Origin of the sequence: Synechococcus sp. CS-1332 (assembly GCF_025127995.1) — a bacterium.
Taxonomy (GTDB): Bacteria; Cyanobacteriota; Cyanobacteriia; order PCC-6307; family Cyanobiaceae; genus Cyanobium.
This window is the reverse complement of sequence record NZ_JAHLYP010000032.1, coordinates 1-15,342: the sequence shown is the minus strand read 5'-3', so window position 1 is coordinate 15,342 and position 15,342 is coordinate 1. Positions and strand designations below refer to the sequence as shown.

General features: G+C 70.4%; 15 protein-coding genes. 8 read left to right on the top strand and 7 right to left on the bottom strand.

The annotated features are described in order from the left end of the window. Positions 1 to 6 precede the first annotated feature (6 nt). From KQ305_RS06435 to KQ305_RS06420, 4 genes are read left to right on the top strand one after another with little or no spacing between them, the layout of a single operon-like run. Complete coding sequence (locus KQ305_RS06435) at positions 7 to 183, top strand: hypothetical protein (protein WP_259724596.1); 177 nt, start codon at positions 7 to 9, stop codon at positions 181 to 183. A gap of 7 nt (positions 184 to 190) precedes the next feature. Continuing rightward, a complete protein-coding gene (locus KQ305_RS06430) occupies positions 191 to 664 on the top strand; it encodes a hypothetical protein (protein WP_259724595.1) in 474 nt (157 codons plus the stop codon). A gap of 17 nt (positions 665 to 681) precedes the next feature. Beyond that, positions 682 to 1,101 carry a SufE family protein gene (locus tag KQ305_RS06425; RefSeq protein WP_259724594.1) on the top strand — a complete coding sequence of 140 codons (420 nt, stop codon included), beginning with the start codon at positions 682 to 684 and terminating at the stop codon, positions 1,099 to 1,101. Positions 1,102 to 1,134: 33 nt separating this feature from the next. Next, positions 1,135 to 2,451, top strand: coding sequence for a homoserine dehydrogenase (locus tag KQ305_RS06420; RefSeq protein ID WP_259724593.1), 1,317 nt, complete (start codon positions 1,135 to 1,137; stop codon positions 2,449 to 2,451). A 13-nt stretch (positions 2,452 to 2,464) separates the two neighbouring features. Here KQ305_RS06420 and KQ305_RS06415 read toward each other — a convergent pair whose 3' ends face one another. Next, entirely contained in the window at positions 2,465 to 3,289 is an 825-nt protein-coding gene (locus KQ305_RS06415) for a hypothetical protein (RefSeq protein WP_259724592.1), read from the bottom strand. A gap of 183 nt (positions 3,290 to 3,472) precedes the next feature. Between KQ305_RS06415 and KQ305_RS06410 the strand changes: the two genes are divergently transcribed. The 3 genes from KQ305_RS06410 (at position 3,473) to KQ305_RS06400 (ending at position 6,959) form a co-directional block, all read left to right on the top strand. Next, positions 3,473 to 4,255 carry a hypothetical protein gene (locus KQ305_RS06410; RefSeq protein ID WP_259724591.1) on the top strand — a complete coding sequence of 261 codons (783 nt, stop codon included), beginning with the start codon at positions 3,473 to 3,475 and terminating at the stop codon, positions 4,253 to 4,255. Positions 4,256 to 4,359: 104 nt separating this feature from the next. Then, a complete protein-coding gene (locus tag KQ305_RS06405) occupies positions 4,360 to 5,943 on the top strand; it encodes an ABC transporter substrate-binding protein (RefSeq protein WP_259724590.1) in 1,584 nt (527 codons plus the stop codon). After that, positions 5,940 to 6,959 (top strand): ABC transporter permease, encoded by a 1,020-nt coding sequence (locus KQ305_RS06400; protein ID WP_259724589.1) that lies wholly within the window; start codon positions 5,940 to 5,942, stop codon positions 6,957 to 6,959. Before KQ305_RS06405 ends, KQ305_RS06400 begins: the two co-directional genes overlap by 4 nt. Before the next feature lie 2 nt (positions 6,960 to 6,961). On the opposite strand, the gene KQ305_RS06395 is transcribed toward KQ305_RS06400, so the two are convergent. Next, positions 6,962 to 8,566, bottom strand: coding sequence for an alpha/beta hydrolase (locus KQ305_RS06395; protein ID WP_259724588.1), 1,605 nt, complete (start codon positions 8,564 to 8,566; stop codon positions 6,962 to 6,964). Here KQ305_RS06395 and KQ305_RS06390 point away from each other — a divergent pair. Further along, complete coding sequence (locus KQ305_RS06390) at positions 8,554 to 9,777, top strand: MFS transporter (protein WP_311134326.1); 1,224 nt, start codon at positions 8,554 to 8,556, stop codon at positions 9,775 to 9,777. The two genes, KQ305_RS06395 and KQ305_RS06390, sit on opposite strands and share 13 nt — an antisense overlap. Here KQ305_RS06390 and KQ305_RS06385 read toward each other — a convergent pair. The 5 genes from KQ305_RS06385 to KQ305_RS06365 all read right to left on the bottom strand — a co-directional run. Then, entirely contained in the window at positions 9,751 to 9,972 is a 222-nt protein-coding gene (locus tag KQ305_RS06385; protein WP_259724587.1) for a hypothetical protein, read from the bottom strand. The genes KQ305_RS06390 and KQ305_RS06385 overlap by 27 nt on opposite strands. Before the next feature lie 34 nt (positions 9,973 to 10,006). Further along, a complete protein-coding gene (locus tag KQ305_RS06380; RefSeq protein WP_259724586.1) occupies positions 10,007 to 11,176 on the bottom strand; it encodes a lipocalin-like domain-containing protein in 1,170 nt (389 codons plus the stop codon). Beyond that, positions 11,173 to 13,797 (bottom strand): ABC transporter permease, encoded by a 2,625-nt coding sequence (locus tag KQ305_RS06375; protein WP_259724585.1) that lies wholly within the window; start codon positions 13,795 to 13,797, stop codon positions 11,173 to 11,175. The genes KQ305_RS06380 and KQ305_RS06375 overlap by 4 nt, the downstream gene beginning before the upstream one ends. Further along, positions 13,794 to 14,513, bottom strand: coding sequence for an ABC transporter ATP-binding protein (locus KQ305_RS06370; RefSeq protein WP_259724584.1), 720 nt, complete (start codon positions 14,511 to 14,513; stop codon positions 13,794 to 13,796). Before KQ305_RS06370 ends, KQ305_RS06375 begins: the two co-directional genes overlap by 4 nt. A 62-nt stretch (positions 14,514 to 14,575) precedes the next feature. Then, on the bottom strand, positions 14,576 to 15,342 hold a 767-nt coding region (locus KQ305_RS06365; protein WP_259724583.1), incomplete at its 5' end, for an NAD(P)-dependent oxidoreductase.

Genomic DNA, 15,342 nt, shown 5'->3' with positions numbered 1-15,342 from the left:
CCGTCCTTGGATTCGATCCTCTCATCGCTGCAGAACCGTCCCATGACGGCCTCCGAGCGGGTGATGACCTCCGAATTTCAGACCCGTGGCGCCTCCAGCGACGCCCTCTCGATGATGGTCAGCTCGGTCGCGAGGATGGTGCAGGCGGGCAAAAGCAGCGATAGTCGCTGGAAATCCACCTGATTCGCGGATGAAGCCCCTTCTTTGTGCCGGGCTGATCGGACTCTCTGCTCTTGTCGTCGCCCCAACGCAGGTCAGGGCCCACGCCATCGAGAGCAGCCTTGAGAGGCTCACCAGCCTCACCGGCTCCCTGCGCCTTGAGAGTCAGTTCTCCAGCGGCCAGCCAGCCAGCGATGCCGCTGTCCGGATCGTTCCACCTGACGGGGGCACGCCGATCGAACTGGGGCGGACCGACGCCGCCGGACGCATTGTCTTCACCCTGCCCCCTCAGGCCAGCCGCCAGTGGGAAGTGCAGGTGGATGCGGGCCCAGGCCACCGCGATTACCTCGAACTGCCCGAGGCCACGGCGACCCCGCTTCCGCCCGCGCGGGTGAGCCGATCCCATCCCTACGCTCTTCCAGAGGGTTGGGCTTTGGTGCCTCCCCTCGGCGTGCTCGCCGTGGCCGGACTGGCCGGGATGCTGAGGCCGCGCCGTCCGTCCTAGTCCCCTCCTTCTCGTCCATGGCCACAGGCAGTCCCGCTCTCGACCGGATCGTGGAACGCCTGGGAAGCACCAGCGACCCCCGCCGTCGCTACGAGTACGTGCTGTGGCTGGCCAAGAAACTGGATCCTTTCCCCGAGGACTTGCGCCTGGACGCCTTCAAGGTCAAGGGGTGCGTCTCGCAGGTGTATGTGGTGGGCCACCTGGAGGAGGGCAAGCTCCACTGGCGTGGCGATTCCGATGCCCAGATCACCAAGGGGTTGCTGGCGTTGCTGATCGAGGGGCTGGAGGGGATGACCCCCGAGCAGGCCACCGGTCTGGATCCCGCTTTTATTGCCGCGACGGGCCTGCAGGCGAGCCTGACGCCCTCGCGGGCCAACGGGTTTCTCAACATCCTGCGCACGATGCAGGCCCAGGCCAGGCAGCTCCAGGCCGGTTGATTTCTAGGATGGTGGTTTGTGGGGTTGCAGCCCATGACCATCGGCATCGGCTTGCTCGGGCTGGGCACGGTGGGGAGCGGCGTGGCGGCGATCCTGGCCAGTCCCCAGGGCCGGCATCCACTGGTCGGCGACCTGGTGCTGGAAAGGGTGGCGGTGCGCGACCTCCATCGCCCCCGCCCGCTGACCCTGCCGCCGGAGCGCCTCACCACCGACCCTGAAGCGGTGATCGACGATCCGAAGGTGGACATCGTCGTGGAGGTGATGGGGGGTCTGGAGCCGGCCCGCAGCCTGATCCTGCGCGCCATCGCCGCCGGCAAGCCCGTGGTCACGGCCAACAAGGCGGTGATCGCCCGCTACGGGCAGGAGATCGCCGCCGCCGCCGCCAGACAGGGGGTCTACGTGCTGATCGAGGCCGCCGTCGGCGGCGGCATCCCGATCATCGAGCCGATCAAGCAGTCCCTCGGCGGTAACCGCATCCAGCGGGTCAGCGGCATCATCAACGGCACCACCAACTACATCCTCAGCCGCATGGCTGACGAGGGGGCGGCCTACGCCGACGTGCTGGCCGACGCCCAGCGGCTGGGCTACGCCGAGGCCGATCCCGCCGCCGATGTGCAGGGGGGAGATGCGGCCGACAAGATCGCCATCCTGGCGGGGCTCGCCTACGGGGGACCGGTGGAGCGGGCGGGGATCGCCACCGAAGGAATCGACCGGCTCGACGCCCGCGACGTGGCCTATGCCGCCCAGCTCGGCTTCGTGGTGAAGCTGCTGGCGGTGGCGGAACGGGTTCGGGACGACGCCCCTGCCGGGCCACCCGACGGGGTGTCCCTCGACGTGCGTGTCCACCCGACCCTGCTGCCGAAGCACCATCCCCTGGCAGGGGTCCACGGGGTCAACAACGCCATCCTGGTGGAAGGGGATCCGGTGGGGCAGGTGATGTTCTTCGGCCCCGGCGCCGGGGCCGGTCCCACCGCCTCGGCGGTGGTGGCCGACATCCTCAACATTGCCGGCATTCGCCAGGTGGGTGGCCCCCAGGCCGGCCTGGATCCGCTCCTGGCCGCCAGCAGCTGGCGCCACTGCACCCTGGTGGACGGCTCCATGAGCCTGCACCGCAACTACGTGCGCTTCAGCACCCGGGACGAGGCCGGTGTGATCGGCCGGATCGGCACCTGCTTCGGGGCGGCCGAAGTGTCGATCCAGTCGATCGTGCAGCTGGATGCCCGGGAGGGGGAGGCGGAGATCGTCGTCATCACCCACGAAGTGAGGGAGGACCGGTTCCGCGAGGCCCTGGCCGCCATCGAGGCCCTTGAAGGCGTGGAGACGGTGGCCGCCTGCCTGCGGACCCTGTAAGCAGGCCCCCGGCTCAGTGCCCCTGGCGGAGGCGCTGCCTCAGGCGGCGGCTGCAACGCCAGGCCATGGCCACGCCGGCCAGGGGCAGGGGGCCGGGCACCGACGCCGGATCGGGACCTTCACCCGAGCTGTTGGGCAGGTCGCTGGGAACGTCGTTGGGTTCGTCCTCCGAGGCCTCTCCCTGAGGCGATTCGAAACCAGGGGGCAGCAGGGCTGCTTCAAACACATCCCCACCGTCTTTCAGACCGGGGGCTTCCTCGGCGGGCTCGGCCGCGATGGGGAGATCCAACGGCCCAGAGGGAAAATCAGCCGGCTCCGAGGACCCGTCGGAAACGATCCGGAACGGGACAAAATCCCCGCTCGCCCCGTTGAACACGTTGTCAAAAAGCGTTCCGGCCTGCCAGCTGAGCTGCAGCGGAGGGGTGGAGGTGGTGCCGGACCAGCGGAAGGAGAGGGGGCTGCTCAAGCGGAAAACGCTGCCGCCGTTTGCGCTGCCGGTGCGCGCCAGGAAGACGCCTGAGGGCACAACGAAGCCATCGAGGCTCACCTCGTACGGGGCAAGGCTGTACTGGAAGGGCGGCACGACCAGACCCGTGACGGGATTGGCCAGGCCGATCCCTCCCGCACCAATGAGGACGTCCGGCAATGCGCTGAATCCGGGAGTCAGCAAGTCACGCAACTCCTGCAACGTTCCCTGGTCATCGTGACCAAAGCTGCCTTCGGCAGGTGCTGCGGTGCTCGCCACCAGGCAACTCAGCAGCACTAGGGGGGGGTACAGGTGGACGGAGGGACGAAAACGCCCCAGGGAGAGGGCACCAAGGGTGAAGGGGCGCGCCATGGATGGCTAACAATGTCTCACCAATCTATCAGTTTGCCTTCAGGTTGCACGGAGGCCCCCTTAAGCCCCACTGAAAGGTGGCCCTGGTGCCGTTCCGCACGGTTCCGCTGACGCCGCCGGTCAGCCCCCCTAAGGTCTGGGCCGCTGGGCCGCTCTCACCACCCTTCCCCGTACCGACCACGGATGCCTGACTACTCCGCCAGTCGCGAGGACCACATCGCCAGCTTCGGCCGCCTATTCGCCTGGAGCGGCGGAGGGCTGCTGCTCGTGTTTCTGGCCTTCGTTCTGGTCGATTCCCTGCCCCTCCAACTGCTCAATCCCGCCTGGCAGCTGCGGTTCACCAACCGCATGGTCAACACCTCGCTGCTGGCCCTGCTGGGGTTTCTGCTGCTGCACCTGGGGCTCTACATCGAGCCCACCAACGGCTTCCTGCGGGCGCAGCTGGCCACCGCCCGCCAGTGGGCCATCGTCGTGGTGTTCGCCTTCCTGCTGCTGGTGCCCCTGCAGGGTTTCGCCACCTGGCGTGTCCTTTCCCAGGCGCAAGGCAGTCAGGCGATCCAGCGCAACGTGCTCGGCGAGCGGGTGACGAAGATCCGCCAGGCCATCGAAGCGGCCACCAGCCCCGCAGACCTGCAGGCCCGTTTCTCCCGGCTGCAGGGTCCCCGCCCCCAGCTCCCCGCAGCAGCGCTCACCCTGCCCCTGGGCGAGCTGAAGCGCAGCCTGCTCGATGAACTCCAGCGGACGGAAACGCGCGCCATCAGCCGGATCGGCGGTCCCGCCCCCACCGACGTCTGGGCCCTCGGGCAAGGGGTGGCCAGGGTCAGCATCGCCTCGCTGGGATTCGCCGCGGCCTTCGCCTCCGGCGCCCAGCGACCGGGTGCGTCCCTCACCCTGCTCCAGCAGCTGAGCAGGCAGATGGAGATCCTGCTCAGGCGACGCCCGAAGACCAACCGACGCGCCCCCTGACCATCAACCGCGAGCCCCCCGCAGGCAGGCCGCTTGAATGGGTCCCACCGGATCGCAAGGTCTTGCCGACGACCAGGGGGAGAACAGCACGCCGGCCAGGCGCGATGGTGGCCAGCTTCGCCACCCTGCTGCTGGCCCTGCCTCTGCTGGCGGCCTGTCAGCCGACGCGGTCCAGCCAGTCCCTGATCGTGGCCACCAAGAGCCGCATCGATTCCCTCGATCCGGTCCAGGCCTCCCGCATCGGCGTGATGCAGGTGCTCAGCGGCCTCGGCGACCCCCTCTATGCCATCGACAGCAACGGCCGCCTCGAGCCGCGGCTGGCCACCGCCCTGCCACGGCTGAGTGACGACGGGCTGCGGGCCCGGATCCCCCTGCGGCGGGGGGTGCTCTTCCACGACGGCACCCGCTTCGATGCCGCCGCCATGGCGTTCTCCCTGAACCGCTTCAAGGCGATCGGCACCCTCGGCTACCAGCTGGGCGAACGGGTCGAGAGCGTGCGGGTCATCGCTCCCTACGAGATCGAACTGCTGCTGAAGCGCCCCTTCACCCCCTTACCGCGGCTGCTCAGTGCCATCTTCCTGACCCCGGTCTCCCCCACCGCCTACCAGCGGCATCGCGACAAACCCCTGAACGACCGCTTCGTGGGCACCGGCCCCTATGCACTGGCCTTCTTCGGCGGCCAGCAGCAGCGCCTGACGCCCTGGCCCCGGTATTGGGGGAAGCGGCCGGCCAACGCGGGCATTGACCTGGTGACCCTGAGCAACTCCACCGCCCTGTTCGGGGCCCTGCGCAGCGGCGAGGTCGACCTGCTGCTCAACAGCGGTCTGGAGATCGACCATCAGCAGGCCCTGCACCGGGACGCCGCCGCCGGCCGCCTGCGGGAGGCCATCGGTCCGTCCCAGGAGATCACCCTTGTGTCGCTGCTGAGCGACCAGCCACCGCTCAACCGGACCGTCCTGCGGCAGGCCGTGGCCCACAGCCTGGATCGGGCCACCATCGTCCGGCGGGTGACCCTGGGGCTGCGCTCCCCCCAGCGGCAGCTCCTCCCACCGAGCCTGCCGGGCTCCGACCCCACCGCCTGGCCGGCCTACGACCCCGCCGGGGCCCGAGCCCTCTACCGCCAGGCGGGCTATTGCCGAGGCCGGGTGCTCACCCTGCCGCTCACCTATCGCTCCGACATCCCCACCGACCGTCTGTTTGCCCTCACCTGGCAGGCCCAGCTGCGCCGTGACCTGGGCGATTGCGTGACCCTGGAGGTGAACGGTATGGAGGCCACCACCGCCTACTCCCAGCTCGACAAAGGCGCCCTGACGATGCTCTTCTACGACTGGATCGGCGACTACCCGGATGCGGAGAACTTTCTGATGCCGCTGCTGTCCTGCAGCAAGGCCGAGGGGGAGCGATGCCTGAAGGGCAACAGCGTGCTGGGCGGCAGCTTCTGGACGGCGCCGGGGCTGGAGGCGGAACTGCAGCGCAGCAGCCAGCTGGACGGCCCCGAACGGGTCGCCCTGCTGGTGGCCATCCAGCGCCGCGTCGCCGCCGCCAGCCCCTACCTGCCGGTCTGGCTCAGTGCTCCGACGGCGTGGGGCGGTCTGGGCGTCAGCCAGCCCCGTTTCGACGGATCCGGCCGGGTGCTGCTGGGCGAACTGCGCCGTCTGCCCGCCGCTGCCGGAGCCCGGCTGCCATGAGCCGTCGTTCCGACCTGGCGCGTTACCTGGCCTCCCGCCTGGCCCTGGCGCCCGTCATGCTCTGGCTGATCGCCTCGCTGGTGTTCCTGTTGCTGCGGGTGGCCCCCGGCGATCCGATCGATGCCCTGCTGGGCACCCGGGCTCCGGAGGCGGCCCGCGCCGCCCTGCGGGCCCAGCTCGGCCTGGATCGCCCCCTGGCCGAGCAGTACGGCCGCTTCCTCGGCCACCTGCTGCAGGGCGATCTGGGCCAGTCGCTCACCAACGGCGAGCCGGTGACCCGCCTGATCCAGGCCAGCCTGCCGGCGAGCCTGGAGCTGGGGGTGGTGGCGCTGTTGCTGGCCGCCATCGTGGGTCTGACGGTGGGCTTCAGCGGCATCGCCCGCCCCGAGGGTCGCCTCGATCTGGCCGGCCGGCTCTACGGCATCGGCACCTACGCCCTGCCCCCCTTCTGGGCCGCCATGGTGGTCCAGCTGGTGTTCGCCGTCTGGCTGGGCTGGCTGCCGGTGGGTGGGCGCTTCCCCGCCACCCTGATGCCGCCGCAGGGCACCGGCTTCTACCTGCTCGACAGCCTCAGGGCCGGCGATTGGCAGCAGCTGGGTGGCAGCCTGCGCCACCTCGTGCTGCCGGCGGCCACCCTGGGCCTGCTGCTCAGCGGCATTTTCACCAATGCCCTGCGGCTCAACCTGCGCCGAGCCCTCGGTTCCGACTACGTGGAGGCCGCCCGCAGCCGGGGCCTGAGCGAACGGCGCGTCGTGCTGCACCATGCCCTGCCCAACGCCCTGCTGCCGGTGCTCACGATCACCGGCATCACGGTGGCCTCCCTGATCGGCGGCGCCCTGCTGATCGAGGTCACCTACTCCTGGCCCGGCATCGCCTTCCGCCTGCAGGAAGCCATCGCCCAGCGCGATTACCCCCTGGTGCAGGGCATCGTCGTTGTTGTGGCGGCCCTGGTGGTGCTGGTGTCCGTGCTAGTCGACCTGGTGGTGGCCCTGCTGGACCCACGCATCCGCTTCTGAGTTCAGGGCTCCAGGCCCGCTCTCCAGCGCCTGGCGGCGGAGGCGTCAAGCACGTCGAGGGTGACCCCCTGATGCACACGTCGCTGGGCGGGCAGCAGCAGGGGCTGCTCCAGGGTGTGGAGGTACTCGGTGGTGAGGCGCAACAACGCCGACTGCACCCTGGCCGGATCCACCCCCACCAGCTCCGCATCGAGCCGGAAGAGCACCTCATCGGTGGGCATCAGCCGCACGGGGGAGAAGTGGCTGCCGCCTTCCACCATCACCAGACGACTGCGGGGATCCTTCCCTTGCAGAAACAGGCGCAGCTGCTCTTCCAGCGGCGGCGTGACCAGATCGAGGCTTCCCCCCACCATCAGCACCGGCACCCTGAGCGAGGCCAGACCCCGACGGGGCCAGAGCAGGCTGCCGAAGCCGTTGAGCAGCACCAGCCCCCGCAGGTCGGCGGGGGGGGTGGGGCGCTCCGGCAGCGGGGTGCTGGGAAGCTGGCACTGCAGCAGTCGGGAAGGGTTGGCGATCGGCAGCCGATCGAGGGCCTTGCGGCAGCGCTCTTTGAGGCCGGGTTCCGGCGCCACCCCGGCCGCCAGCAGGGCGGAGAGTCCCCCCATGGAATGCCCGACGAGCACCACCCCCTGGCCCTGCACAGGCAGCTCACCCCGGCGCTGGGCCGCCAGCACCGCGTTGATGTCGGCCAGCCGGATGGCCAGGGTCTCGGCTCCCGGTGGGGGGCGCTGGCCGTCAAGCGCGGCCTTGAGGGCGGGGCCATCACTGCCAGGGTGCTGCACCACCACCACCGGCCAGCCCCGTTCGGCCAGCTCACCGGCCAGCCAGCCGAACTGGTCGGCATTGCCCCCCAGCCCGGGCATCATCAACAGCCAGGGCCGGTCCTGAGCCACACTCCCCCGCTGACCCGCCGGGGCCGACGCCGGCCAGATCTCCAGGGGCAGGGGCTGGGGGCGGTGCGCCACCGCCAGCCCCTGCCGGCGCGGCCTCAGGGAGGTGCTTTCGCCGAAGGCGAAGGGGACGGTGCGGCGCTCCGGCAGCGCCAGGGCCTGGAGGCGCCGCAGGGCCTGGCGCTGCAGGTCGATCTGCTGGCGCCACTGCAGGGCCAGGTCGTAGAGGCCGTCGAGCTGGAGGCTCAGCCGCTGCACCGGCAGGGCCCGCAACAGGCCGATGGTGGAGACGTCCTGACGCGTTTCCAGCAGACGCCGCAAGGTGGTCTGCAGCACCGCCGTGGAACTGCGGCCGTCGGGGGTGGTCAGCAGGTCGCCCAGGCGGGCCAGCATCTGGCTGCCCGCCCAGCTGTCCAGCAGCTGCTGGCCGAAGCTGGTGTCCCGCAGCAGGGGGGCGCGCAGCAGGATCTTCAGATCCTGGCGACTGCGGGGATCGAGCAGATCCAGCCAGACCGCCAGATCCCCGCCGGAGCCTGGACGCCCACTCGGGCTCTGGGACCAGCCATGAAGCTGCTCCAGGCTCACCGGCAGCTCCAGGCCATCGAAACGGAGCTCCAGCACTTCGGCGGCAGCGGCCGGCGTTGCCAGGCCCGGCACCGCGATCAGCAGACTGGCCAGCAGGCCCTTGAGTTGGCGAAGGCGACGTGAAACAGGCACAGGGATGGGCCAGGGCGCGGTCCTGGTTCACCCAGTTTCCAGCAGCCCTGCGCGAAGTCGCCCTGATTCGCACGATCGCCATGCTGGGGGCCGGTGGCGTGCTTTATCTGACGCCGATGGTGTTCCACCAGGCCCAGTTCAGCGCTGGCCGCGTCACTGAGGGGCTGGCCCTGGCGGCGGTGGCGGGGACCCTGGGCCGAATTCTGAGTGGGGTGCTGCTGGATCGCGGCCTGAACTGTTCGGTGCCGGTGCTGCTGGCGGCCCTGATGGCCATCGCCGCCGACGCCAGGTTGATGGGCACCGGCTCCTTCGGCGGCTACCTGCAGGGGCAGGTGCTGCTCGGCATGGCGATGGGGTTCTACTGGCCCGCGGTGGAGTTGGCGGTGCCGCTCAGCTGCGCACCGGTGAGCTCGGGGCGGGCCTTCGCCCTGACCCGCAGCGCCGATGCCCTCGGCATCGCCACAGGGGCCCTGGTGGGGGCCGTGCTCGCCTGGCGGGGATGGTTGAGGGGCATCTATGCCGTGGACATCGGCTGCATGATCGTGTTGCTGCTGGTGCTGCTGCGCCAGGGCCTGCCGGATCCCAGACCCAGGGAGGCCCTCGCCCACCCCAGCCCCTGGGGCCAGTGGATCCCTGACCTGGCACCGCTGTTGGCCATTGCGGTGCTGGCCACGGCGATGCCGGCCCTGATGCAGAGCGCTCTGCCACTGGAGCTGGTGCGGGGCAGCCTGTTGCGGCGTGCCCTGCCGGTGAGCCTCGGTGCCCTCACGATCGGCCTGCAGCTGGGTCTGGTGCTGCTGCTCCAGTGGCCGGTGGGTCAGGCCCTGGCCCGGCGGCCGGTGACGACGGGTCTGAACCTCAGCCTGCTCTGCTTCGCGACCGGCAACCTGCTGCTGGCGGCTTCGGCCTTCAGCGAACGGGGCCTGGCTCTGCTGTTACTGGCCCAGCTGCCGCTGGCCCTCGGTGTGACCGCCTTCCTGCCCACCGCCACCGAGGCGGTGGTGGAACGCTGCCCGCTTGAGCACCAGGGCCTGGCGATGGCCCTGCTGTCCCAGTGCTTTGCCATCAGCGGCTTCGGGGCCCCGCTGCTCGCCGGGCGGCTGCTGGACGGCCAGGGCCATGGCGCCGGCCTGTGGCTGCTGATGGCCCTGGTCTGCCTGGGGGGCCTGCTGCTGGTGCGGGACCTAGGCCCCCGCAGGGCGTTCGGCTGAGGCCTGGGCCTGTTTCTCGACCCAGGCCTCGTGGGGCAGGGGTTCGGTGCCGTACTCCCAGTCGTCATAGTCCGGATCGTTGCGGATGCGGCGATGAATCTCCTTCTGGGCCTCGAAGTTATGGGGATGCTCAGGGGACTCGCCCGGGGCATCCGGCAGGGGAGACGGGGTCTCGGGGTGGTCCGTTGCTGCCATGGCCCTGCACTCCTGGTCCATCCATCTTCGCCGATCACCCACCCCGCAGGCTGTCGAGGCGGTCGGCATAGCCCGTGAGTTCGCCGTAGCCCCGGCCCCGCAGCGGCTGCTCGCCCCGATGGCCCCCGTAGCGCAGGGCCCCCTCCCAGTAGGTGGCCGAGGCGGTGCTCAGCTCCTGATCGGCCATCTGTGGGGTGATCGCCAGCTCCAGGTCCAGTCGTGGAATGGTGAGTGTCCAGGCGGCGGGGTAGCGGGCGCCGCTGTGGGGACTGCGCCAGGTGGCCGTGACCGTGAGGTCGTAGTCCTCGGCACCCAGCTCCACCTCCTCATCGCCATGGATCCAGCGGCCACCGCTGAAGGGTTCCTTGCCGCCATCCTCCTGGCGCAGGCCGTAAAGCATCAGGGCGGAGCCGTCCTCGAACTGGGCGGAGAACCAGTCCCAACCGACGGTGCCCGGGCTGAGGACGCTGGTGGAGAACTCATGGTCCTTCCAGCTGACACCGTGGACGGCATGGTCGCGGCCCGCCACCGTGATCGTGCCCTCGGTGGGCTGCTGCACGAGAGAGTAATAGTGCGAGGCGTTGCCCGCTTCGGGCCCCTTGCGGCTGAGGCCCCCCTGGCCCTGGAGCACGGGGGGCCGGCTCTGGCGGAGCGTCAGATCGATGGCCATGGCACCGGTGGCGGCCCGCAGCCGCACCCGATCGGGACCCTCGGCGCTGATGCGCCAGTCATTGAGCCAGACCGCGTAGGGATCGGCCTCGGCCCCGGCCAGGCCCAGGGTGCCGCGGGCGAAGCGCTCTTCCTGCAGGAAGGTCTCGGTGGCGATGTCGCTGACCGTGAAATGGGCGGAATACACCTGGGGGGTGCGCCAGGCCGACCCGCCGGCCCCAGAAGCCTGCGCCGGGGGCAACTCGGGCGCCAGGGCCTGGCGGAAGATCGTGAATTGATAACCGAAGGGCCGACCTTCAGCGGTTTCCAGGTTGCCCGTGTAGTACCACCACTCGGTCTGGTGGTCGGGATGGGCGCCGAAATCGGCGGGGAAGCGCCACTGGCGGGGGGTGGTGGCCCGGGCGAAGCCCTGGGGCTCCGGCGTCTCCCCCCATTGGATGCTGCTGCTGGCCCCGGCAGGGGCGGGGCCGGCCAGGTTCAGCAGCAGCACGGCCACCAGGGTCAGCAGGGAGCGCAGGGGATGGCGGTGATTCATTCCTGCCGCAACGCCTCACTGATGTTCATCCGGCCGAGCCGCAGGGCCGGGTAGAGGCCCGCCAGCACGGCGGCCCCCACGGCGATCAGCAGCGACTGGATAAAAAAGCGCGGCTCCAGGGCGATCTGGAGGGTCCAGCCAAAGGAGCGCACGTTGATCACATGCACCAGCACCCAGGCCAGCACGAAGCCGAGGGGCATGGAGCAGGCCCCGGCCAGCAAACCCATCAGGCCGGTCTCCAGCAAGGTGAGGCGCCCCAGCTGGCGGGGTGTCATGCCGGTGGCCCGCAGCACGGCGAACTCCCGGCCCCGCTCCAGCTGCAGGCTCATCAGGGTGCTGAAGATGCCGATGAAGGCCACCACCACCGTGAGCAGCTGCAGGGCGCCGGTGATGGCGAAGGTGCGATCGAAGATCTCCAGCGAGCCCTGGCGCAGGGAGCCATTGGTCTGCACCAGCAGGGTCTGGCGGGAGCCGAAGCCCTGCCGCAGCTCGGCAGCCACCGCATCAGCATCGGCGCCGGGGGCCAGGAACAGTCCTAGGGAGGCGACGCTGTCGTCGTGCCAGAGCTCCGCCACCTGGGAGCGGTCCATCAGCACGCTGCCGCGGTCGGAGGAGTAGTCGTAAAACACGGCGATCACCGGGAAGCTCCTTTCGCCATCAGGGGTTTCGAGCCTGATCTGCTCGGGGATGGCGCTCTGGCCATCGCGCAGGTAAACGGCCTCGGAGAGGATGACTCCCTGGCGGGCCTCCAGGGCGGCGAAGGGGTCATCGAGGCCCGGGCGGATCCAGGCGTAGGGGCGACGGCCGGCGGAAACATCGCCGCCGGCGGCGATCAAGGTGATGTCCCGGTCCTGGTCGACCAGGTGCACATCGAAGTTGTTGTAGGTGACCATGGCCCGCAGGTCGGGGCGCTCGGCGATGGCCTGGATGATGGCGGGATCCACCTTGCCCAGCACCCGGTTGGCCGTGGTGCTGGGGGGGGAGACGAACAGATCGGCCTGGAGGGTCTGGTCGAGCCAGGTGACCACCGTGCCGCGGAAGGAGCCGATCATGATCGAGAGGCCCACAATCACGGACACCGCGACCATCAGGGCCGCCACGGCCACCGCGGTGCGGCTGAGGGAGCGCAGGATGTCGCGGGGGGCGAGGCGGGCCACCACCGGCAGGCCCCGGCTGGCCCAGCCCAGGCCCTGCATCGCGGCGACCAGCACCGGCGGCATCAGCAGGGCGGCACCCATCAGCAGCGCAAACAGCCCGGCGAAGGCGGACACCAGTCCATGGCTGTTCCAGCGGAGCAACAACACCCCGAGGCTGCCGCAGAGGAGGGCCGCCAGCAGGAACCAGGGCAGCAGTCGCTGCCAGCCAGACTCCAGGTTGGAGCGCTGCAGGGTCATCTGCGGCGGAGTGGCCATCGCCTCCCAGGCGGGCAGGGCTGAGGCCACCAGGGCCGAAGCCACCCCCACCAGCATCCCTTTGGCCAGGGTGAACCCCGACAGGCTGATCTGGCGCACCGAGACCACGAAGTAGAAGTCGTTGATCGTCTGGGTGATCAGGCCCACGACGGTGCGCCCCAGCAGCACCCCCAGGGCCAGGCCCAGCAGGGACCCCACCAGGCTGAACAGGGCCGCCTCGCCCAGGATCAGGGCAAACAGCTGGCCCCGGGTCACCCCCAGGCAGCGCAGCACCCCGAACAACCCGCGGCGCTGCACAACGCTGAAGGTGACCGTGTTGTAGATGAGAAAGATGCCCACCACCATCGCCAGCAGGCTCATGGCGGTGAGGTTGAGCTCAAAGGCGGCCGTCATCTGCTGCACGGCGTTGCCGCGGGCTGCCGCCGTTTCCAGCTTCAGACCCCGGGGCAGCCATTCGCTGAGGGCCGCCTCCTGGGTGGGGCCCTCCAGGATCAGATCGATGTGACCCACCGCTGGCACCGCAGCAGCGCCGGTGGGATCGAGCAGGTCCTGGGCGGTGGCGATGTCGACCAGCAGCAGCGTCTCCAGGCCGCGGCGCTCAAGGGCCCCATCACTGCTGACACTGCCCACTAACCGCAACTCCGACGTGCGCCCGGCCAGATCGAGATGCAACGTGCCGGAGCCGTCGGCGGCGCCGGGATGGAGGCCGAAGCGCGCGGCGGTCTCGGTGGCAATCACGGCCGTGCCGGGTTCGGTGAGGAAGGGCACGAAGCCCTTGCCACCGCCTCTTTCGCCACCGCCTTCGCCCCCCAGCAGGCCGCGGAAGGGCGCTTCGCTGAACAGATCGACGCCCACCAGCCGCAGCAGTTCACCGTCCAGTTCCTCGGCCCGGCCATAGGCCTCGATCACCGGGGCCGCGGGAATCTCCGGGAAGCGGTGGCGCAGCTCGACGAAGGTGGTGTCGGGGACGCCACCGGGGCCGATCGCCACCAGCCGATGGGTGGTGCGGCCGGTGATCGCGTCGGTGGAGAGGGAGAAGGCCCGCTGGGCCGAGCCACTGGCCAGATCGATCGACACCAGCATCGCCACCCCCAGGGCGATGCCCAGGATGCAGAGCAGGTACTGCAAGGGACGCCGTCGCCAACGGCGGGCCGCCAGACGCCAGAGGGGGCCATTGCGAACCACGGGCAGGGGACTCGCTTCGCTCACGCCGTCACCGGCGCAGCCGCTGCGCCGGTCTCGATCAGATGGCCCTCCTGCACCCGCAGCACGCGGTCCGCCTGCGCAGCGATGGCGGCGTTGTGGGTGGCCATGATCAGGGTGCGGCCCTGCTGGCGGGTGAGGGCGATCAACAGCCGCAGCACCTGATCGCCGGTGTGTTCATCGAGGTTGCCGGTGGGCTCGTCGGCCAGGATCAGCAGGGGCTGGTGCAGCAGGGCGCGGGCGATGGCCACGCGCTGCTGCTGGCCTCCGGACAGCCGGTCAGGCATCGTCGAGGCCCGCTCCGCCAGCCCCACCTGGCCGAGCAGATCGAGCGCCGCCGTCTCCAGGGCCGGGCGGGGCAGGCCCGCCAGCTCGCTGGGCAGGGTGACGTTCTCCAGCACCGAGAGGGTGGGGATGAGGTTGAAGAACTGGAAGATGAAGCCGATGCGATCGCGGCGGAAGAGCGTGCGGCGCCGCTCGTCGAGGGCCGTGAGGTCCACCCCGCCGATGCAGACGCTGCCGGAGGAGGGGGAGTCGATGCCGCCGATCAGATGCAGCAGGGTGCTCTTGCCGCTGCCGCTCTGGCCCAGCAAAACAACGAACTGGCCCGGGTCGATGACCAGGTCGACGGCCTCAAGCACCGTGCGCTCGGTGTCGCCTTCCTGAAACCGTTTGCGCAGCCCCCGCAGTTCGATCGCGGCGGCCTGGGGAGCTTCAGCCATTCACGCCAAGACCTTGCGGCCACCAGCTCAGGAGCGCGTCCAAGGTAAGGAGGGAGCCGCGCTCAGCGGGAGTCGGCGCTGAACCAGCGGGCCAGGGCCGACACGTCCTCGTCGCCATGGCCGGCCGCGATCAGGTCGTCCTCCATCGCCGCCACCTGGCGCGCCACCGGCAGCTCCAGGCCACCGGCGGCGGCGGCCTCCAGGGCGATCGCCAGATCCTTGCGGTGCAGAAGCACCCGGAAGCCAAGCGGGAACTCGCCCCGCAGCATCGAACCGCCACGGTGCTCCAGGGCCCAGGAGCCTGCGGCCCCACCCAGCAGCGCCTGACGGACCACCTCCATCGGCAGACCCAGACGCTGCCCCAGGGCCAGGGCCTCCGCCACCGCCGCGTAGCAGCCCGCCACCAGCACCTGGTTGACGGCCTTGGCCTCCTGGCCGGCCCCCACCGGGCCGAGGTGGGTGATGGTTCGGCCCACCGCCTCGAGCACGGGACGGGCCCGCTCCAGGTCGGCGGCCCCACCCCCCACCAGCACCGAGAGGGTGCCCGCCCGGGCCCCCTCGGTACCACCGGTTACCGGTGCATCGAGATAGGCCACGCCGCGCTCGGCCAAAGCGGCAGCCATGGCACGGGAGGACGCCGGCGAGATGGTGGAGAAATCCACCACCAGGGCGCCCGGCGCCAGACCGGCCACGGCAGCGACGGCGCTGTCGCCACCCCCCTCACCCAGCAGCACCGCCGCCACCGCCGCGTCGTCGCTCAGGCAGACCGCCAGCACAGCAGCGTCCCGCGCCGCCGCTGCGGGCGTGGCTGCCCGCCGGGCCCCGGCGG